The organism is Cellulophaga omnivescoria (assembly GCF_001999725.1).
GTDB classification, from domain to species: domain Bacteria; phylum Bacteroidota; class Bacteroidia; order Flavobacteriales; family Flavobacteriaceae; genus Cellulophaga; species Cellulophaga omnivescoria.
In genome coordinates this window covers 99,480-119,116 of record NZ_MDDP01000013.1, presented here as the reverse complement: position 1 = coordinate 119,116, position 19,637 = coordinate 99,480, and the positions used below count along the sequence as shown (strand labels likewise).

The 19,637-nt window shown below is 31.7% G+C and carries 17 protein-coding genes; 12 read left to right on the top strand and 5 right to left on the bottom strand.

Annotated features, from left to right (window positions below; genetic code table 11):
- The first annotated feature begins 223 nt into the window (after positions 1 to 223).
- The gene (locus BFJ87_RS08475; RefSeq protein WP_077402766.1) at positions 224 to 583 is read left to right on the top strand and encodes a pyruvate kinase; all 360 of its coding nucleotides are present in this window, start codon (positions 224 to 226) and stop codon (positions 581 to 583) included.
- A 33-nt stretch (positions 584 to 616) separates the two neighbouring features.
- On the opposite strand, the gene BFJ87_RS08470 is transcribed toward BFJ87_RS08475, so the two are convergent.
- From BFJ87_RS08470 to BFJ87_RS08455, 3 genes are all read right to left on the bottom strand, one after another.
- Positions 617 to 2,668 (bottom strand): PepSY-associated TM helix domain-containing protein, encoded by a 2,052-nt coding sequence (locus tag BFJ87_RS08470; protein ID WP_077402763.1) that lies wholly within the window; start codon positions 2,666 to 2,668, stop codon positions 617 to 619.
- Positions 2,668 to 2,970 (bottom strand): hypothetical protein, encoded by a 303-nt coding sequence (locus tag BFJ87_RS08465; protein ID WP_077402760.1) that lies wholly within the window; start codon positions 2,968 to 2,970, stop codon positions 2,668 to 2,670. The genes BFJ87_RS08470 and BFJ87_RS08465 overlap by 1 nt, the downstream gene beginning before the upstream one ends.
- Before the next feature lie 415 nt (positions 2,971 to 3,385).
- Positions 3,386 to 5,809 carry a TonB-dependent receptor gene (locus BFJ87_RS08455; protein WP_245799609.1) on the bottom strand — a complete coding sequence of 808 codons (2,424 nt, stop codon included), beginning with the start codon at positions 5,807 to 5,809 and terminating at the stop codon, positions 3,386 to 3,388.
- A 196-nt stretch (positions 5,810 to 6,005) separates the two neighbouring features.
- Between BFJ87_RS08455 and BFJ87_RS08450 the strand changes: the two genes are divergently transcribed.
- Positions 6,006 to 6,641, top strand: coding sequence for a Crp/Fnr family transcriptional regulator (locus BFJ87_RS08450; RefSeq protein ID WP_077402751.1), 636 nt, complete (start codon positions 6,006 to 6,008; stop codon positions 6,639 to 6,641).
- 72 nt (positions 6,642 to 6,713) lie between these two features.
- Positions 6,714 to 8,120 carry an MBL fold metallo-hydrolase gene (locus BFJ87_RS08445; RefSeq protein WP_077402748.1) on the top strand — a complete coding sequence of 469 codons (1,407 nt, stop codon included), beginning with the start codon at positions 6,714 to 6,716 and terminating at the stop codon, positions 8,118 to 8,120.
- 51 nt (positions 8,121 to 8,171) lie between these two features.
- On the opposite strand, the gene BFJ87_RS08440 is transcribed toward BFJ87_RS08445, so the two are convergent.
- On the bottom strand, positions 8,172 to 9,170 hold the full coding sequence (locus tag BFJ87_RS08440) for a metal-dependent hydrolase (protein WP_077402746.1): 999 nt from the start codon (positions 9,168 to 9,170) through the stop codon (positions 8,172 to 8,174).
- Between the two features lie 187 nt (positions 9,171 to 9,357).
- On the opposite strand from BFJ87_RS08440, the gene BFJ87_RS08435 reads away from it, so the two are divergent.
- The gene (locus BFJ87_RS08435) at positions 9,358 to 9,915 is read left to right on the top strand and encodes a YeeE/YedE family protein (protein WP_077402743.1); all 558 of its coding nucleotides are present in this window, start codon (positions 9,358 to 9,360) and stop codon (positions 9,913 to 9,915) included.
- Between the two features lie 4 nt (positions 9,916 to 9,919).
- Complete coding sequence (locus BFJ87_RS08430) at positions 9,920 to 10,333, top strand: DUF6691 family protein (protein WP_077402740.1); 414 nt, start codon at positions 9,920 to 9,922, stop codon at positions 10,331 to 10,333.
- Positions 10,334 to 10,414: 81 nt separating this feature from the next.
- Here the strand turns inward: BFJ87_RS08430 and BFJ87_RS08425 are convergent, their stop codons facing one another.
- Entirely contained in the window at positions 10,415 to 12,490 is a 2,076-nt protein-coding gene (locus BFJ87_RS08425) for a S9 family peptidase (protein ID WP_245799608.1), read from the bottom strand.
- Positions 12,491 to 12,674: 184 nt separating this feature from the next.
- Between BFJ87_RS08425 and BFJ87_RS08420 the strand changes: the two genes are divergently transcribed.
- Genes BFJ87_RS08420 through miaA form a run of 7 tightly spaced genes read left to right on the top strand, consistent with a single transcriptional unit; the run spans position 12,675 to position 19,627 of the window.
- Positions 12,675 to 13,634, top strand: coding sequence for a Gfo/Idh/MocA family protein (locus BFJ87_RS08420; protein ID WP_077402737.1), 960 nt, complete (start codon positions 12,675 to 12,677; stop codon positions 13,632 to 13,634).
- 10 nt (positions 13,635 to 13,644) lie between these two features.
- Complete coding sequence (locus tag BFJ87_RS08415) at positions 13,645 to 14,535, top strand: 3-hydroxybutyryl-CoA dehydrogenase (RefSeq protein ID WP_077402734.1); 891 nt, start codon at positions 13,645 to 13,647, stop codon at positions 14,533 to 14,535.
- A 6-nt stretch (positions 14,536 to 14,541) separates the two neighbouring features.
- Entirely contained in the window at positions 14,542 to 15,780 is a 1,239-nt protein-coding gene (locus tag BFJ87_RS08410; protein WP_077402731.1) for a DUF1015 domain-containing protein, read from the top strand.
- A gap of 14 nt (positions 15,781 to 15,794) precedes the next feature.
- Positions 15,795 to 16,463, top strand: coding sequence for a YggS family pyridoxal phosphate-dependent enzyme (locus BFJ87_RS08405; protein ID WP_077402728.1), 669 nt, complete (start codon positions 15,795 to 15,797; stop codon positions 16,461 to 16,463).
- A 20-nt stretch (positions 16,464 to 16,483) separates the two neighbouring features.
- Positions 16,484 to 17,848: an exonuclease domain-containing protein gene (locus tag BFJ87_RS08400; protein ID WP_077402725.1), complete on the top strand. Its 1,365-nt coding sequence runs from the start codon at positions 16,484 to 16,486 to the stop codon at positions 17,846 to 17,848.
- A gap of 3 nt (positions 17,849 to 17,851) precedes the next feature.
- Complete coding sequence (locus tag BFJ87_RS08395) at positions 17,852 to 18,697, top strand: ion transporter (protein WP_077402722.1); 846 nt, start codon at positions 17,852 to 17,854, stop codon at positions 18,695 to 18,697.
- Positions 18,698 to 18,718: 21 nt separating this feature from the next.
- A complete protein-coding gene (gene miaA / locus BFJ87_RS08390) occupies positions 18,719 to 19,627 on the top strand; it encodes a tRNA (adenosine(37)-N6)-dimethylallyltransferase MiaA (protein WP_171974488.1) in 909 nt (302 codons plus the stop codon).
- The last annotated feature ends 10 nt before the right edge of the window (positions 19,628 to 19,637 follow it).

Below are 19,637 nucleotides of genomic sequence, written 5' to 3'. Positions count from 1 at the left end.
CGCGAGCGTCACGCTCGTGCCGTAAAGAGTAAGCAAACAAGTAAAATGTGTGCACTAACAGAGAAACTAATTTACTATAATTCTACAAAAAAATAACTCTTAAAAATTATCAGTATCAGCTTAATAGCTACAAAACCCTTACCATTGTTAATAAGTAGTGCTTGGTAGTAAAGTAAAAAAGGGATAATCGTTCTATTTTTGCTAACTCTTTGTAAAATAAATTATGCGATATTTAGAAGTTGGCGATAAGCTTTTTAATGTAAAACGAGACGGTTTTAACGACTTTGCACGTTACTCTTTCTCCGAGGTTGTTTCACTTACCAAAACCTTAGCTGTTTTAAAAAACGGAGTAAGATTGGTAAATCAGCCTCGTAAATCTTACATTATTAGTGATGTTGGTTATCCTGTTTCTAAAAACAAAGGAGCACATTGGCATATTGTTACATTAGAAGCTATAAGAGATGCTCAGGTAGAAAATGCCAAAATTGAAGCTTACGACTGGTTTCAAGAAAAAGAGTTTTCTTTAAAAGAAATTATGTTTATTCACAGAAAGTTTAAAGAACTAGAAAAGCATTTAGAATAACCTAAATGCTTTTCTAGTTTCACTATACGCTTTTTAGGCTATTTCTTTTCGCCATTGTAAAAGTGTCTTTACTAATAATACACTTACAACGCCCATTAATGCTAGTATTAGTATTTCTGATATGTTAGAAGCCTCATAAGCTATAGCTGTTATAAAGTGGTATATATTAAAAATACCTAATAAAATTGCCCAAATTATAGAGGATAGTCTAAACCACTGTTTAGATATTTCTAAAGTTGCTATACAAAAAAGCATTGCTATACCTTCAAAAAATATACGGTACAAATGGTGTTCTACGGGTACATCTCCTGTTGCACCTTCTATCATTAAACTCTCATTATAATACACACCAAATAAACCGTAAACGTGGTGCAGTATAAAGCCTACTACAATTAGTAACCAGTATATTGAAATTTTTGTTCTCATAAATTTTATTTTCTTAGATTGATCTTTTTCTACTTCTTGTTGGTTTTCTTGTTCTTTTCTTTGGTCTAAAACTGTTTTCTGGTATTCTGCTACTAGTTTAGCGTGACTAACCTTTGGTACTTTGCGTTCTATTTTAAAATATATAGCCAACGCAACTGATGCTAATACCAACCAAAAGGCATCTATTGTAAAAACATCTAATTGGTTATTTGCAAATGTTTTCCAAAACCAGTTACCAGATACCAAACCATTAACTATTGGTATTAAAAACCCTAAAATACTGCCCCATAACAAGCTGTATTTGTTGGTAATGTAATTGTCTCTTTTACTTTTAAAGTAAATGGTTAATAGCAACCAGCCTACAAAAAATATGAGATACAAAATGGTTTGCCTACTTGCATCTAAATCTCTTGGTAGTAGTTTAGATGCTATAAAAGATAACGCTGTTATAGGAAACATACTTAAACATATGGCCAAATACACGTGCCCTACTCGCCTATTGTACAATTGCCTTGCTGCAGATATATTTTTTTTGTTACGTGCCTCTAACCAAATAAGTACTCCAGATATAATTACAAAACAGGTTATTAAGGCTAGTATAAAGTATATTACCTTTAAGTACATACCTCCAAAATCTCCAAAGTGTAATTTACGTATGGTAAGCTCTACATCTTCTACATAGCTATTTTTATATGGGTTTTTCTCAGATTCAATAGTATTAGTAGCCATTTTATAAACAACTCTTCCGTTGCCTAAAAACTTTTCTTTAGAGCCTAATAAACCATCAACCTGAAACATCATATTAGTTGCTCCGTAGTTCTTAATATATATTTGCTGTGCTGCAAAATTTTCCCATTTTTTATCGGCCTTAGCCATAAAAGAGTTTACGTCTAAAATAGTATCTAACTTTTCTTCTAAAGGATAAGTTTTCATCATTGGACGTATGTCCTCTAAAAGCTTATCTTGGTTATTGTTATACACATAATTAGCTGGTAACAACACAAAAACAGACATACATAAAAAGCAACTTGTAACTGCGTATACAAACTGAAAAGGCAAACCTATTACACCCAATGCTGTGTGCGCATCTGTCCAAACAGTTTTTAGCTTAGCTTTAGGTCTAAATACATAAAAATTAGACACCATTTTTTTCCAATGAACAATTACACCTGTTACAATTGCAAACAAGAAAAAGAATGCTACAAAACCTGCTATGTAAATACCTATAGTTGGTAGTTGATGAAAAAAATGTAACCTGTACAATAGCTCTCCCAAACTATAAAATGCATAATACTCACTTATTTTATACGTTTCTTGATCTGCATAAAAGTAAGTTGGTTTTTCTGGTATATTTACTACTGTAGTATCTTTGGAGTCTGTTAATTGTACATAAATATCCTTTTTTGCATCTGGTGGTATTATACGTATGTCTCTACCATAAAGTGTATGGCCTTCTGCTTCTATGCTTTTAATAAGCCTATTAAAATCTATGTCTTCCGGAGTTAAAATTTCTGCTGTATTTCCTTTTTCCCAAGCAGTAATTTCATCCTTAATAAGCGCAAAGGCTCCTGCAAAAAATATAATGTATAAAGCTACACTAATTACAATACCACTAACGGTATGTGTATGAAAAAAAACATTGTAATTACGTTTGCTCATTATACTAAAGGTGAATTAAGTTTTCCAAAATAAATTGCAATAGCTAACAGTAGACTTAGCCCTAAATACAGTAACCAAACCAACCATCCGTTTTTAAATAAAAAAGGAACAACCATTAATGCTCCCCAAACTATAAATATGGTATATATAGATGTTGCCAATACTATTTTAGGGTTTGGTAACCATAATGCTAATGCTATATGTACTAATGATGTTACAATATAACCACCAACAATACCTGCAGATATTTTTGCAAATTGCTGCCAAGAACTAGTAGTTAAATATTTAGAATTTGCTGGCATAATTTATAATGTTTGTTCTAAAAAAATAGCCAGTACAAATATTACTAGCACTAGTTTATAATCTATAATTTTTAAGGGAGTTAGCAATACTATTAAACTCCATAATAACATAACTAAAAGCAAAAAAGTTAGTATTCCTGCCCCAAAACCCAAGGTATAAATTGCGAGTATAAAACTTATAACAAAAACTACCAAAGCGCTTATTTTAGCAAGTATATTTCTTTTATGTAGCCAATATAAAAGTTTGGTGTCGTTAGTAATTACAGCACGTTTAGAAGTGCTATAATGCAACAAACAAGCAATGGTGGTAACTAAAATTAATACGCTCATTTTTTATTTCTTTTTAATGTAAACATCCTAGCCTGGTACAATGCCAGACTAAGATGTTACTGCAAAAATCCAACTTAAACTATTTTTAAAACTTATATGTAAAGTTTGCTAATAATGCTCTTGGTTGTTGTGGTGTAATGGTTGTCCATCCTTTGTAATATGTTTCATTAAACATATTATTAAGTTTTAGTCCTATTCTATACTTATCTGCTTGGTAAAAAACAGAAGAGTTATAAATTGTATAGCTAGGCAAATCAAAAGTACCTCCTGGGCCATAATTAATAATAGAACTTTCACTAGCTCCGTTTAAACCAAAACCTAGTCCAAAACCTTCTAAACTTCCCACCTGAAACTCATAGTTAGCCCAAAGGTTATATAAAGTTTCTGCTCCTGACTCTAAAGGTCTTGTACCTGCTAATATTGCATTATCTGTTTTTGTAATTTCACTATCATTATTACTAAAACCAGCCTTTATATTTAATCCGTTAATAGGATTTGCATTAATTTCTATCTCTATACCTTTACTTTCTACTTCTCCGTCTTGAATTTTATTAAAAGCAGATGTTGGATCTGTCATTACTTTATTAGATACTGTAATATCATAATAACTTACTGTTGCATTTAATTTACCATTAAATAAGTTTGTCTTAATACCAAACTCTACTTGGTTTGCTTGTTCTGGATCAAAAGATTTTAGCGTTTGTGGGCCATCTGCAGGATCACCCACTAAGCTAGGTGCTATATTTGTAAATCCGTTTTGGTAATTGGCAAAAACCGATAATTTATCTAATATTGGTTGGTACAACACACCAAACTTAGGAGAAAAAGCTGTTTGTTCGTAATCATCTGCATCTGTAGTTACATCACCTTCATTATCAAACCTATCTACACGTAAACTTGCCATTGCAGATAATGCTGGTGTAATATTTAATACATCAGACACATAAGCACTGTAAGTACTTGTTTTAGATTTTATATTGTTTGCTGTTTGTGATGCCAAAACAGACAATACTCCTGCTTCTGTTAATGGGTAAGCATCCGTTTCTACTTCTGGTGTAAAAGGGTTATCACCGTTTGTATCTCCGTTTGGTAATACGTTACCGTAAAAAGCAAAACCAGAACTTTGGTCTATGTTTGTTGCTTGGTAATAATCTAAACCTGCAACAACTCTGTTACGTAATGTTCCTAGTTTAAAGTCTCCTATAAAGTTTTGTTGTATGTCTGTAGTATTTGTTTTTCCATTTTCTTTATTTATCATTCTAGAAAATGTATTAGGTTCTAAAGTTCCGTACTCGTATAAATAAGAGTAATATCCGTTTGATGAGGTATTACTTTTAGACAAAATAGTTTGTGACTGCCAAGTGTCAGACAATTTATAATCCATTTCTACACGGTAGTTAGATGTTGGATTTTCTATAGACAAATCGTTAGAAGTGTATGACAATTTAGAATTGTACCCCATTTCTTCTACACTTGCAGATGCAGATGGTGCTGCTCTGTTTAAAAATAACGAAGTGGCATTTGTTTGTTCTGCTTCTGTAATTTCTGCATACAATGAAAATGATAATTTATTATTTACACGGTATGATAAAGATGGTGCTACAAAAAACGACTTTTTAAAACCTGCATCCTGAAAACTATCTTCTGTGTGGTAAGCTGTATTTAACCTAAAATAGATGTCATTATTTTTATCTAAAGCTGTATTGTAGTCTGCCGAAAGTACAGATAAACCGTAAGAACCTGCTGTTACAGACACTTCTCCTCCATAACCTTTGTATGGCTTTTTAGTAACTGTATTTATTAAACCTCCGTAAGATGTTACAGAACTACCAAATAAAGTAGCAGATGGTCCTTTTATGACCTCTATACGCTCTATGTTTGCTGCATTTATGGTACCATTGGTTAAACCAGGCATACCATTTACCAATTGTGGTTGCACGCTAAAGCCTCTAATACTGTAATATCCAGATCCGTCACCACCACGACCAGTAGAGCTCCATAACTTGTCTACACCTACGGCATTTTTTAAAGCATCATCAAATTTTGTAGTTATTTGAGACACTAATAAGTCTGATGTTATTGTGCTGTAAACCTGAGTATTTTCTAAATCTTTTAAAGGTAATTTAGCAACGTAGGCAGTTTCTTTTCTAGAGAATTTATTTCTTCGTTCACCACTAACAACTACTTCTTTTAAAATTTCATTTCCTTCATAAAGCTGTATAGTTCCTAATGTATTTTCTTCATTTATAGCTATTGTTACCTCTAGCTCTTTTGTTTTATATCCTAAATAAGACACAAGAACCTTGTAAGTTCCGGTTTCTAAATTAGCTATACTAAAGGCTCCATCAAAATTAGTTTGCGCCCCTAAATTTGTTCCTTGCAAGGCTACATTTACACCCATTAATGGTGTATTATTCACATCTGTTACTTTACCTTTTAACGTAGTGTTTTGGGCTGTAGCTGTAACCACTATTGCTAATAACATTACTAAGGTCATTAAATTTTTCATTATTCTTATTTAGATTGATTTAAAATAATTTATTGATGCAAACTTAAAACAGGAATAGTTACAAAACAAGATTTATTTTTATTAATTCTAAATAAACTTAATAAGAGAAAATTAACATCAACCATAAATTAAAAAGGATAAACTTTAACAGTTTTAACATCAATATTTTAAACTATTATTTAATTTTGATGCTACTATGATTGAAGAATTAAAAAATAGCTACGGCACTTTATTTGAAGACCAATTACTACAAGAAATTCTTGAAGTGGCTACTTATAAAGAAGTTCCAGAGGGTTTTAAACTTATAGAAATTGGCGACTACGTAAAGTCTATGCCCTTGCTTGTATCTGGTGCCATAAAAATACTTAGAGAAGATACTGAAGGAGATGAGCTACTACTCTACTACCTAGAAAAAGGAGAAACTTGTACTATGACAATGGCTTGCTGTATGGGCCAAAAAAAGAGTGAAATTAGAGCTATTGCAGAAACAGATGCTAAGTTAATTATGGTTCCTATAGAAAAAATGGAAATTTGGACATCTAAATACAAATCTTGGAGAGACTTTGTTTTTGAAAGTTATCATAACCGTATTAATGAGTTGCTACTTACTGTAGATAGTGTTGCTTTTTTAAAAATGGATGAACGATTGCTAAATTACTTAAAAGAAAAGGTAAGGGTAACTAATAGCTCTATTATTAAAAATACGCATCAGGAAATTGCGTATGATCTACATAGTTCTAGAGTGGTGATTTCTAGATTACTAAAGAAGTTAGAAAAGTTAGAAAAAATAGAATTACACAGAAATTACATAAAAATTATAAACATAAGTTAAATGTAACTTAAGTTACTGTTGTACAAATCAATAACTTATAAATTTGTAGTCCAAATTAAATACTACAATGTTATGGTTATAGAACAAATATACACAGGTTGCCTATCTCAAGGTGCTTATTACATAGAAAGCAACGGAGAAGCTGCTATTATAGATCCGTTAAGAGAAACCTCTCCTTACACTACAAGAGCAGAAGAAAATAACGTTACTATTAAATATATTTTTGAAACTCATTTTCACGCAGATTTTGTTAGCGGACACGTTACATTAGCTCAAAAAACTGGAGCTCCTATTGTGTACGGACCTAAAGCAGATCCCACTTTTGATGCTATTATTGCAAAGGATAATGAAGTTTTTAAAATTGGTAATGTTACCATTACAGCTTTGCACACACCAGGACATACAATGGAAAGTACAACATACCTTTTAAAAGATGAAAATGGTAAAGACCACGCTATTTTTAGTGGTGACACCCTATTTTTAGGTGACGTTGGTAGGCCAGATTTAGCACAAAAAGCCGGTGAAATTACAGAAGAAGACTTGGCAGGCTTTTTATACGACAGTTTACGAAACAAAATTATGCCTTTAGCAGATTCTATTTTAGTATATCCAGCACACGGAGCCGGCTCTGCTTGCGGAAAAAATTTAAGTAAAGATACGGTAGACACTTTGGGTAACCAAAAAAAGACAAATTATGCCTTACGTGAAAATATGACTAAAGAAGAATTTATTAAAGAGGTTACTGATGGCTTATTACCACCTCCTGAATATTTTCCGTTAAACGTAAAAATGAATAAAGAAGGGTATGACGATATTTCTGATATTATACAACGAGGCACTATAGAATTAGACCCAGATATGGTTGAAGCTTTAGCAAACAAAACTGGAGCTATAATTTTAGATGTAAGACACCAAGATGAGTTTGCAAAGGGACATATTCCTAGGTCTATTTTTATTGGCTTAGATGGTAGTTTTGCTCCTTGGGTAGGTGCTCTTATTGCAGATGTTAAACAACCTATAATTTTAGTTACTCCTAAAGGTAAAGAGGAAGAAACAGTGATAAGATTATCTAGAGTTGGTTTTGATAATACGCTTGGATACTTAAAAGGCGGATTTAACACGTGGAAAAAGGCTGCTAAAGAGTATGATACTGTTAGCTGCACAACAGCAGAAAAGCTAAGTAACGAGGTAAATGATTCTACAAAAATTTACGATGTTAGAAAAGAAAGCGAATTTTTGTCTGAGCACGTAATTAATGCAGTAAATACTCCTTTAGATTTTATTAATAAGTACTTAAAAAAGTACCCAAGTAATACTAACTTTTACATACACTGTGCTAGTGGCTATAGAAGTATGATTGCTGCATCTATACTAAAAAGTAGAGGAATACATAATTTAATTAATATAAATGGTGGTTTTGTAGCATTAAAAGAAACTAAAATACCTGTAAGTAATTACGTTTGTCCATCTACTTTATAAAACAAAAAATGCTAAAGCTTTATTTTTATATTGCTTTAGCATTTTACTTATTTAATTGCCTTTAATACGTTCCCACAAATTTGCAAGTAGCTGTTTAGCCTGACTCCTATTTTTTGGAATTTCATCAAAAGAAATACTACCATCTCCATATTTATGTATTTGATAGCTAAACACAAAGTCCTGATTATTATAATCTAAACCAAGCGTACCAAAACGCAAATCGTTATAAAATAAAAAATCCTTATTGCTACTAATAGTGTACCATCCTTTACTTATGGCAATCATCCGTTGCATTTTTGGATTATCTTTTAAATCGTTTATTAAAAAATGATTTTTATTATACCTAGAAAACACAATAGATTTGGTATCAAAAAAAGAATAATTACCTATGTAAAAAGCATCTTCAGTCTCTACATTTGCGGTCCATAAAATGGTATTTAAAGGAGAGGGTTTTGTTTCAATTTGTGTGTACGCTATATTTTGTTCCTTCAATTGTTTTTTAAATTGATAATACGCTGCACCTTTTAAAGCAAAGGTTAATACCAAATAACTGCTACTTATTATTAAACCTAATCTATTATATTTTTTACGCTTTAAGCTTTCTTTTTTCTGAAACATTGTTAGAATTACAAACACCAAAAAAGGAACTGTATACAATGGGTCTATAACAAAAATAGTTTTAAATGCTAGTCGGTTTTCCAACGGCCAAAACAATTGCGTTCCCCAAGTTGTATGTGCATCTAAAATTGGATGCGTTACAAAAGCTAAAAAGAAAAGCCAACACCAACCTCTAAAATCTTTATACTTCTCATACCTTGTAACTAACCACGCAAAAATTGGAGCAAATACTACAGAAAATAATACAGAGTGTGTAAAACCACGGTGCAGTTCTAAGCCCGTAACAGTATCCGTATAGAAAGATGCAAAAGTGTCTAAATCTGGTATTGTGCCTGCTATTGCGCCATAAAGCATAGCTTTATTACCTATTTTTTTTCCTAAAACAGCTTCACCTACAGCTGCTCCTAATACTATTTGCGTTAATGAGTCCATCTTAAAATTGTAGTTACACAAAGCTACGTCTTTAAAATTATAAAGTATATTTATAAGCAAATATTACGTTTACAGTTGCCCTATAACTTTCTTATAAAAAATAATATACTCTTGTAACCTAAGTTACTTTCTATTTTTCTGAAATAAGGTTTCTTTGCATAGCATCAAATAATTATTAAAATTTAAAATGAAATTTATTTTACAACCTTGGCCTTGGTATGTATCTGGCCCGTTAATAGCCTTAGTGCTTTTTTTACTTCTTTTTGTGGGTAAAAACTTTGGTATGTCTAGCAATTTAAGAACCCTCTGTACTATTTGCGGCGCAGATAAAAAATCGGACTTTTTTAAGTTTAACTGGAAAAGTCAAAGATGGAACTTAGTTGTAATGATAGGTGCTATAATAGGTGGGTTTATAGGCGCTAACTTTTTAACAAACACTACTGCGGTTACCATTAATCCTGATACCGTAGAACATTTACAGCAACTTGGTTTTTCTAGTGCTGGTAATGCGTATTTACCAACAGAGCTATATAGTTTAGATGCCTTAACAGATATAAAAAGTATTGTAATATTAGCTGTAGGCGGACTCCTAGTTGGGTTTGGAACAAGGTATGCTGGTGGTTGCACATCTGGGCACGCAATATCTGGTTTAAGTAACTTACAGCTACCATCATTAATTGCTGTTATTGGTTTTTTTATTGGTGGTTTATTTATGATTCACGTTTTATATCCTTTAATATTTTAAGATTATGAGAACCCTTATATATTTATTTATTGGAATATTGTTTGGTATAACAATGTTTAAGTCAGAAGCCGCTTCTTGGTTTCGTATTTATGAAATGTTTCAAATGCAATCTTTTCATATGTATGGCATTATAGGCTCTGCAGTTGGTTTAGGTGTTGTAATTACCTACCTAATTAAGCGATTTAAAATAAAGTCTATTTACGGAGAAGAAATAAAATTTATACCAAAAAATAAAAGCATTAGTAGGTATCTATTTGGTGGAATTATTTTTGGGCTAGGTTGGGCGTTAGCTGGTGCTTGTCCTGGACCAATGTTTACATTGGTTGGCGCAGGCTTTGCTCCTATTTTAATTGTTATAGTTTTTTCTATTATTGGAACATTTATTTATGGTATAATTAGAGATAAATTACCGCATTAAAAGCTCTGTTAACTTCAAAAAATAAAAAAAGGCTTCATTTTACAATGAAGCCTTTTAAATTTTAAAATAAAGATAGTGCAACTACTCTTTATCTAAAACTAAATGCTCTATAAAAAATTCCATCATTCTTCTACTATCCATAGCAGTATGTCCTTTATCTGGACCAATTTGCACCTCAAAACTTTTACCAGCATCTTGTAATGCTTTTATAAATTGTAAAGAGTTTGCTGGGTGTACATTATTATCACTAGTACCAAAGAAAATCATTAATTCGCCTTGTAAATCTTTAGCCATAGTTATTAGGCTACTAGATTCATATCCTTTTTTGTTTTCATCTAACAAGCCCATATAACGCTCTGTGTACACATTATCATAATTACGCCAATCTGTTACAGCAGAATTTGCTACAGCTGCGTGAAAAACCTCTGGGTAACGTAACAATAAGGTTGCAGATGTAGTACCACCGTATGATGTACCATATACACCAACTTTATTTTTATTAAAATAAGGCCTATTATATAAAGATTTTATGCCTGCAGCAAAATCATCCATCTCTGTAAAACCTAACTTTTGGTATAAATTGTCTAACAATCTTTTTCCTCTGCCTTTTACGTTTCTACCGTCTACTTCTGCTACCAAAAAGCCATATTCTGTTAAGGCATTAGGCGTTGTAAAACGTTCTGTAAACTCATTAGTTGCAGGGCCTCCGTAATTACTTAAAAGAAGAGGATATTTTTTGTTTGGATCAAAATTAGAAGGAAAATGTAAAAATCCGTGTAATTCTGTTTTACCATCTGCAGAAGTAAAAGTAAATGCTTCAACAGTTTTTAATCCTAATTTATTAAACTCTGTTAAATCTGACTTTCCTATCTCCGCTATTTTGTTCCCTTTTATAGTTCTTAAATTAGTAACAGGAGCAATGTTATGTGTTTCTGCCACATCTACAAAATACTTATGGTTTGGAGATACATAAACTGTATGATGAAAAGCAGGATCTGTTAACCTCTTATCTCCAGAACCATTTAATTTTACACTGTGCAACTGTATTTTCATATGGTTTTCTCCACTACGAGCTGTGTAGTACAATATTTTTTTAGCTTCATCTACACTAACAATACCATCAACTTCAAAATTATGTTTTGTTAATTGCTTAACTAATTTACCACTAAAATCATATAAATAATAGTTGTTAAAACCAGAACGTTCTGATGCCCAAATAAACTGCTTTCCATTTTCTAAAACGTGCATCTCTGGACTGTTTTCAGTATAGCTTGGCAACCATTCTTCTCTTATTACGGTTCTAGATGTACCCGTATTTGGGTTTGCAGCTCTAAGTTCCATAATATTTTGTTTACGGTTGGTGCTGTGGTATAGCAACTCTTTACCATCTGGTGTCCAGCTAATGTCATAAATATAAGTACCTAAATCACCATCGTTATAAGGTTTACCGTCTCTAAGATCTAATTCAGTAATTTTTTTAGTTTCTAAGTCATACACCAATAAATCTACAGGTAAATTTTTAGCACCTACTTTAGGGTATGCTTCAATCTCTACAGAATCTTGTATTTGCGTTTGGTTGTACAAAACATAGTATTTTTTAGACTCCTTTTCATCAAACTTATAAAAAGCCACTTTTTTACTATCTGGAGACCACCACATTGCTGTGTTTTGGCTCAATTCTTCACCATAAACCCAAGTAGCAATACCAAATTTTAATTGGTTTTCATCATTACCTTCTGTAGTTATTGCAACAACATTAGACCCATCTATATTACTAAAAAACATATTTCTGTCTTTAGTAAATGCTTTGTATTTTCCGTTTGGAGATTCTGCAGATGCATATTGCCTACCACGAGCAGGTCTATTAGCCCAATTTGCATACCTATCATCCTTAAATGCAGATGTAGCAGTAGCTTCTCCTTTACCAATAGTAAACTCTTTTATTTCTCCATCTTTTCTGTATTGAAAAGCGGTTCCGGCATCATTCCATTTTACGTAATTTGGTGAAGTAACTACAGATCCTCTAATTTGCGGAGCTATTTTCATATACTGCTCATAGCCCGGCATTTTCTTTAGCTTATCTTGCGCAGACACAGCGGTTATTGTACCTAAAGATAGTACTGCACATAATACAGCTTTAAAAGTGTTCAATTTCATTCTTTTGAGTATTTAATTTGGTTGCTAAATTTACAATTATTAAACTAATTTGTAACTATTACTAAAAATTAGTTACATATTTAAAGGGCATTTCTACCATTTTTATAATTCTACTTGTATAAACTTTTAAACACATAAACCATAGAACAAACATTATCCCTATTTTTGTTGAAAATTGATTTTTATGCTTAAAGTTGGAGTTTTGGGAGCAGGTCATTTGGGGAAAATCCATTTGCGTTTGCTTAACGAATCAGAAAAATATTCTTTAGTAGGGTTTTATGACCCAGATGTTATTAACGGTAAAAAAGTTGAAGCAGAATTTGGTTATACTTATTTTGATAATATAAACAAACTAATGGATGCTGTAGATGTACTAGATATTGTTACACCTACGCTTTCTCATTTTGATTGTGCTAAAAAAGCAATTGAAAAAGGAAAACACGTTTTTATTGAAAAACCAATTACCAATACTTTGGCAGAAGCCGAAGAGCTTATAGCACTTAAAAACAAATACAATGTTAAGGGGCAAGTAGGCCATGTAGAGCGTTTTAACCCTGCTTTTTCTGCGGTAAAAAATAGCATTGTAAATCCAATGTTTATAGAAACACACAGGTTGGCAGAATTTAACCCTCGTGGTACAGATGTTCCTGTTGTTTTAGATTTAATGATACATGATATAGATGCCATTTTAAGTGTGGTTAATTCTAAGGTTAAAAGTATTAACGCAAGTGGCGTATCTGTAATTAGTAAATCTCCAGATATTGCCAATGCACGTATAGAGTTTGAAAATGGTTGTGTGGCGAACCTAACCGCTAGCAGAATTTCTTTAAAAAATATGCGTAAATCAAGGTTTTTTCAGCAAGATGCCTATATTTCTGTAGACTTTTTAGAGAAAAAAGTTGAAGTTGTAAAAATGAAAGATGCGCCAGAACAAGCTGGTGATTTTGATATGATTTTACAAAATGCTGAAGGAGAGAAAAAGCAAATTTATTTTGAAAATCCAGAAGTTGCAGGTAACAACGCTATTTTAGATGAGCTTGAAACTTTTGCCGATGCCATAAACAATAACACTACTCCTATTGTAACTTTAGAACAAGGAACAAATGCATTAAGAGTAGCTTTACAAATTATAGAATCTTTTTAATATACATAAAATGAAAAATATAGCAGTTATAGGAGCAGGTACAATGGGTAACGGTATTGCCCACGTTTTTGCACAAAATAATTATAAGGTTAATTTAATAGATATTGCACAAGCATCTTTAGATAAAGGTTTAGCTACCATTACTAAAAATTTAGATAGAATGGTTGCTAAAGAAAAAATATCTGAAGCAGATAAAAACAATACTCTAGCTAACATTACACTACACACTGTACTTGCAGATGGTGTTAATGGTGTAGATTTAGTAGTAGAAGCTGCTACAGAAAATGTAGACTTAAAGCTTAAAATTTTTAAAGATTTAGACGCTATTTGTGATGCTAAAACAATTTTAGCTACAAATACATCATCTATCTCTATTACACAAATTGCTGCGGTAACTAATAGGCCAAAACAAGTAATTGGTATGCACTTTATGAACCCTGTACCTATCATGAAATTGGTAGAGATTATTAGAGGTTACAACACGTCTAACGAGGTTACTGCTACTATTATGGAATTGTCTACTAAATTAGGTAAAACACCTACAGAGGTTAATGATTATCCTGGTTTTGTAGCAAACAGAATTTTAATGCCAATGATTAACGAGGCCATTGAAACTCTATACAATGGCGTTGCCGGTGTAGAAGAAATTGATACCGTTATGAAATTAGGTATGGCGCACCCAATGGGACCATTACAATTGGCAGATTTTATTGGTTTAGATGTTTGTTTAAGTATTTTAAACGTAATGTATGATGGTTTTAAAAATCCAAAATACGCACCTTGTCCACTTTTAGTAAATATGGTAATGGCTAAAAAATTAGGTGTAAAATCTGGAGAAGGTTTTTATGATTATTCAGAATCTAGAAAAGCAGAAAAAGTAGCTTCTCAATTTGCAAAATAATTAGCATTGGCAAATATTAAACCTTTTAAAGCAGTACGCCCAACAAGAGATAAAGTTAGTTTAGTAGCTTCACGTTCTTACCAAAGTTATACTCAGGCAGAACGTGAAGCCAGACTAGACCACAACCCTTACTCTTTTTTACATATTGTTAACCCTGGTTATAAGTATGATAAAGAAATATCTGGTGTAGCGCGTTACCAATTGGTAAAAAATAGGTATTCAGAATTTAAAGAAGATGGTGTTTTTACACAAGATGCTTCTCCTTATTTTTACATTTATAAAGTTGTAGACAGAGATAATCAAGTTTTTAATGGCATTGTTGGTGCCGCAAGCGTAGAAGATTATAAAAATAACATCATTAAAAAGCATGAAGATACTATTGCTAGCAAAGAGGTTGTTTTTAAAGACTATTTAAAAACTGTTGGTTTTAATGCAGAGCCAGTACTTATTACTTATCCAGACAATACAGAGGTTTCTTCTATCATAAAAAAGAAACAAGAAGAGCGTGCAGAATATGAGTTTACAACAACGTACAGAGACACGCATTACCTTTGGCTTATTACAGAAAAAGAAGCTATAAGTGCCATTATTAATGCTTTTAATAATATACCAACATTATATATTGCAGATGGTCACCACAGATCTTCGTCATCAGAATTACTATGTTTAGACTGTAAAGAACAAAACAAAACACATAATGGCACAGAGAATTATAACTATTTTATGAGTTATTTTATTCCTGAGTCCGAGCTTAAAATACACGAATTTAATAGGTTGGTTAAAGATCTTAATGGTTTAACTAAAGAAGAGTTTTTAATACAATTAGATGCTATTTACCGTATAGAAAACAGAGGTGCTATACCATATAAACCAAATAAAAAACATCATTTTAGTATGTATTTAGATGGTGAATTTTATTCATTACACCTACGTAAATCTATTTATACGTTTAAAAATTCTTTAGATAAATTAGATGCGCAATTACTTTACAATACCATTTTAAAACCTATTCTTGGCATTACAGATGTTCGTAAAAATAATAGAATAGACTACTTAAGTGGTAAAAAAGAAATTGTAAGTTTAGTTAATAAAATAGATAGTGGTAAATTTAGAGTTGGTTTTGGTATGATACCTGCCAATATTGAAGAATTAAAAAGCATTGCAGATGACGGTTTAAAAATGCCTCCAAAAAGCACTTTTATAGAACCAAAATTAAGAAGCGGTGTTACCATTTATGAATTTTAGTTTTAATTAAAATTATGTCAATTAAACAGTCTTTACTAGAAATTAAAAATAGCTTACCAGAAACGGTTACACTTGTAGCTGTATCTAAAACAAAACCTGTTTCAGATTTAGAAGAAGCCTATGCTGCTGGACAGCGTATATTTGGCGAAAATAAAATTCAGGAAATGACCCAAAAATGGGAGGTTTTGCCAAAAGACATACAATGGCATATGATTGGTCACGTACAAACCAATAAGGTAAAATATATGGCTGAATATGTGTCTTTAATACACGGTGTAGACAGTTTAAAACTATTAAAAGAAATTAATAAGCAAGCAAAAAAACATAACAGAGTAATTAATTGCTTATTACAAATGCATATTGCAGAAGAAAGCACAAAGTTTGGTCTAGATTTAGAAGAACTAAATAGCCTTGTATCTTCTGATGTTTTTAAAACATTAGAAAACATTAAAGTGGTTGGTTTAATGGGTATGGCTACTTTTACAGACAACCAAAACCAAGTAAAAAAAGAGTTTGGTACGTTAAAAGAGGTTTTCTCTTCCTTACAAAGCACAAAATCTACTAACTTAGATGTAAAAATATTATCTATGGGTATGAGTGGCGATTATAAAATTGCTATAGACCAAGGAAGTACAATGGTACGTATAGGAAGTAGTATTTTTGGTAGCAGAAATTATATATAACAACAGGCTAAACAAATTTAATGTACGTAATCTTAGATATTGAAACCACAGGTGGTAAATTTAATGAAGAAGGAATAACAGAGATTGCTATTCATAGGTTTGATGGCCATAAGGTTGTAGATAAATTTATTAGTTTAGTTAATCCAGAAAAAGAAATACAGCCTTTTGTAGTAAAACTTACTGGCATTAATGACAAAATGCTACGTACCGCTCCTAAGTTTTATGAAATTGCCAAACGTATTGTGGAAATAACTGAAGACGCAGTTCTTGTAGCACATAATGCACAGTTTGACTACAGAATTCTAAGAACAGAATTTAGACGTTTAGGCTATAATTTTGAACGTAAAACATTATGTACTGTTAACTTATCTAAAGAACTTATACCAGACAAAGAATCATACAGCTTAGGAAAACTTGTACGCTCTTTAGGCATACCTGTTAGTGATAGGCATAGAGCAAACGGAGACGCATTAGCAACGCTCCAATTATTTAAGTTACTGCTTGCAAAAGACACTAATAAAAGTATTATTAAAACTGTTATTAAAGAGGGCTCTATGGGAGAGCTATCAGACAGACAAATAAACCTTGTAGAACAATTACCTAATGATACAGGTGTTTATTATATGTATGACAAAGATGGTGATTTAATTTTTTTAGGTAGATCTACAGATATCAAGAAAAAAGTAAATAAACACTTTACAGGTGTTTCTAACGTTGCAAAAAAACTACAAAAACAAACACGTAAAGTTACTTTTGAAAAAACAGGAAACGACCTAATTGCTACACTAAAAGAAAACGAAGAATTGCGTAAAGTTAAGCCTAAATACAATAGTAGTTTACGTAAAAAACTTTTTAACTATGGTATTTTTGTAAAAGAAAATAAAGATGGATACCTTTATTTTTTTATTGAAAAAACTACTACAACAGACCATACAATTGGTACTTTTAGTAGCTACATTGCTGCTAAAAATTTTGTTCATAAAATAACAAAGGAGTTTACCTTATGTAAAAAAATAAACCTTATTTCTGAAGCAAAAACCAACTGTGGTAATTATGAAGACGGAAAATGTAATGGAGCTTGTATAAAAAAAGAGGCTACAGAAACGTATAACGCAAGAGCACAAGAAGTAATTAAAACATATAGCTTAATTGGTAAAAACGTATTAATAAAAGATAAAGGCAGAGAAATAGGCGAGTATTCTGCTATTTTAATTAAAGACGGAAAATTTAAAGGTTACGGCTATTACAATTTAAACCATCAAATAAATAATATTCATATATTAGAATCTATTATTACTAATATGACGAGTACCCCAAATACCATTCACCTAATATTAGCTTATCTAAGAAAAAATAAAAGAGTACAACAAATACAATTAAACTAACCATTGAAAAACGAAAGACCATCTAAAAATTGGAAAGCTAAAATTCATGAAATAATTTACGGCACGCATACACCTGCAGGTAAGTTGTTTGATATTTTATTGCTTGTATTAATTGTCTATAGCGTTATAATAGTAATGCTAGAGAGTGTACCTCGTTTTGATACTAAGTACCATGAGTTTTTAAATATATCTGAATGGGTAGTAACTATTTTATTTTCTATAGAATATGCATTACGAGTAATTTGTATTAACAAACCTAAAAAATATATTTTTAGTTTTTTTGGTATCATAGATTTTTTATCGACTATTCCTAAATACTTAGCTTTCTTTTTTGTTGGCTCACAATACTTAACAGCTTTTAGAGCTTTACGTTTACTACGTGTATTTAGAATATTAAAACTAGTGCGTTTTGTGGGTGAGTCTAATAAGCTAATTAACGCCTTAAGAGCTAGTAGAACAAAAATATCTGTGTTTGTATTTTTTGTATTAATAATATCTGTACTACTAGGTACTTTAATGTACTTAATTGAAGGACCAGAACACGGTTTTAATAGTATACCACACAGTGTATACTGGACCATTGTAACGCTAACTACCGTTGGCTATGGAGATATTTCTCCAGAAACACCAATGGGACAATTTTTAGCCACTTTAATAATGATTATTGGTTATGGAGTTATTGCTGTGCCTACAGGTATTGTATCTGCCGAGTACGCATCTAACATAAACCCAAACAAAACAATGGACGAAGGAAGATCTTGTCCAAATTGCAGCTGTGAAATTAAGAGATCTGATGCTGACTATTGCAGAAAATGTGGCTACAAGTTAAGCCAAGAAGAGAATGATTAAAATAGAAAAAATAGCAAAGTGATTACTAAAACTTTAATAGCTGTGGTAGGCCCTACCGCAATTGGTAAAACAAAATTGGCAATTACGCTTGCACAGCATTTTAAAACACACATAATTTCTGCAGACTCTCGTCAGTTTTTTAAAGAAATGGCTATTGGCACTGCTGTACCAGATACTGATGAACTTGCCGCTGCACAACATCACTTTATTCAACATAAAAGCATTTTAGAACCATATTCCGTTGGCGACTATGAAAAAGAGGCTCTTATCAAATTAGATCAACTTTTTAAAGAAAATGATATTGTAATATTGGTTGGTGGTAGTGGTTTGTATGTAGATGCTGTAACCAAAGGCTTAGATAGTTTTCCTAAAATAGATGCTAGTGTTAGGGCAGATTTAAACTCGCTATTTGAAGAAAAAGGTGTTACTGCTTTACAAACCAAACTACAAGCTTTAGACCCAGAATATTATACCAAAGTAGACCAAGATAACCCACATAGGTTAATTAGAGCTTTAGAGGTATGCATAGGTTCTGGCAAGCCCTACTCTACTTTTTTAAATCAAAAAAAACCGAAAAGACCGTTTAACACAATTACCGTTGGCATTAAGGCTGATAGAGAAATTATATACGAAAGAATTAACAAAAGGGTAGATATTATGGTGCAAAACGGCTTAGTAGATGAAGCTAAGGCATTAATTAAACACCAAAACCTAAATGCGCTACAAACTGTTGGCTACAGAGAGTTATTTATGTTTTTTAATGAAAATTGGACTTTGGAGTTTGCACTATCTGAAATTAAAAAGAATACCAGAAGATTTGCCAAAAGACAACTTACTTGGTTTAAAAAAAATAAAGAAACACTTTGGATAAATTTTAATGATGATCCAAAAGACATTATTACAATAATTGAAGATAAACTACAAGCATAAAAAAACCACC

Excerpts from the sequence above, each read along its gene's own strand:
- BFJ87_RS08475 (WP_077402766.1), top strand. The coding sequence starts at position 224 with ATGCGATATTTAGAAGTTGGCGATAAGCTTTTTAATGTAAAACGAGAC.
- BFJ87_RS08470 (WP_077402763.1), bottom strand. The coding sequence starts at position 2,668 with ATGAGCAAACGTAATTACAATGTTTTTTTTCATACACATACCGTTAGT.
- BFJ87_RS08465 (WP_077402760.1), bottom strand. The coding sequence starts at position 2,970 with ATGCCAGCAAATTCTAAATATTTAACTACTAGTTCTTGGCAGCAATTT.
- BFJ87_RS08455 (WP_245799609.1), bottom strand. The coding sequence starts at position 5,809 with ATGAAAAATTTAATGACCTTAGTAATGTTATTAGCAATAGTGGTTACA.
- BFJ87_RS08450 (WP_077402751.1), top strand. The coding sequence starts at position 6,006 with ATGATTGAAGAATTAAAAAATAGCTACGGCACTTTATTTGAAGACCAA.
- BFJ87_RS08445 (WP_077402748.1), top strand. The coding sequence starts at position 6,714 with ATGGTTATAGAACAAATATACACAGGTTGCCTATCTCAAGGTGCTTAT.
- BFJ87_RS08440 (WP_077402746.1), bottom strand. The coding sequence starts at position 9,170 with ATGGACTCATTAACGCAAATAGTATTAGGAGCAGCTGTAGGTGAAGCT.
- BFJ87_RS08435 (WP_077402743.1), top strand. The coding sequence starts at position 9,358 with ATGAAATTTATTTTACAACCTTGGCCTTGGTATGTATCTGGCCCGTTA.
- BFJ87_RS08430 (WP_077402740.1), top strand. The coding sequence starts at position 9,920 with ATGAGAACCCTTATATATTTATTTATTGGAATATTGTTTGGTATAACA.
- BFJ87_RS08425 (WP_245799608.1), bottom strand. The coding sequence starts at position 12,490 with ATGAAATTGAACACTTTTAAAGCTGTATTATGTGCAGTACTATCTTTA.
- BFJ87_RS08420 (WP_077402737.1), top strand. The coding sequence starts at position 12,675 with ATGCTTAAAGTTGGAGTTTTGGGAGCAGGTCATTTGGGGAAAATCCAT.
- BFJ87_RS08415 (WP_077402734.1), top strand. The coding sequence starts at position 13,645 with ATGAAAAATATAGCAGTTATAGGAGCAGGTACAATGGGTAACGGTATT.
- BFJ87_RS08405 (WP_077402728.1), top strand. The coding sequence starts at position 15,795 with ATGTCAATTAAACAGTCTTTACTAGAAATTAAAAATAGCTTACCAGAA.
- BFJ87_RS08400 (WP_077402725.1), top strand. The coding sequence starts at position 16,484 with ATGTACGTAATCTTAGATATTGAAACCACAGGTGGTAAATTTAATGAA.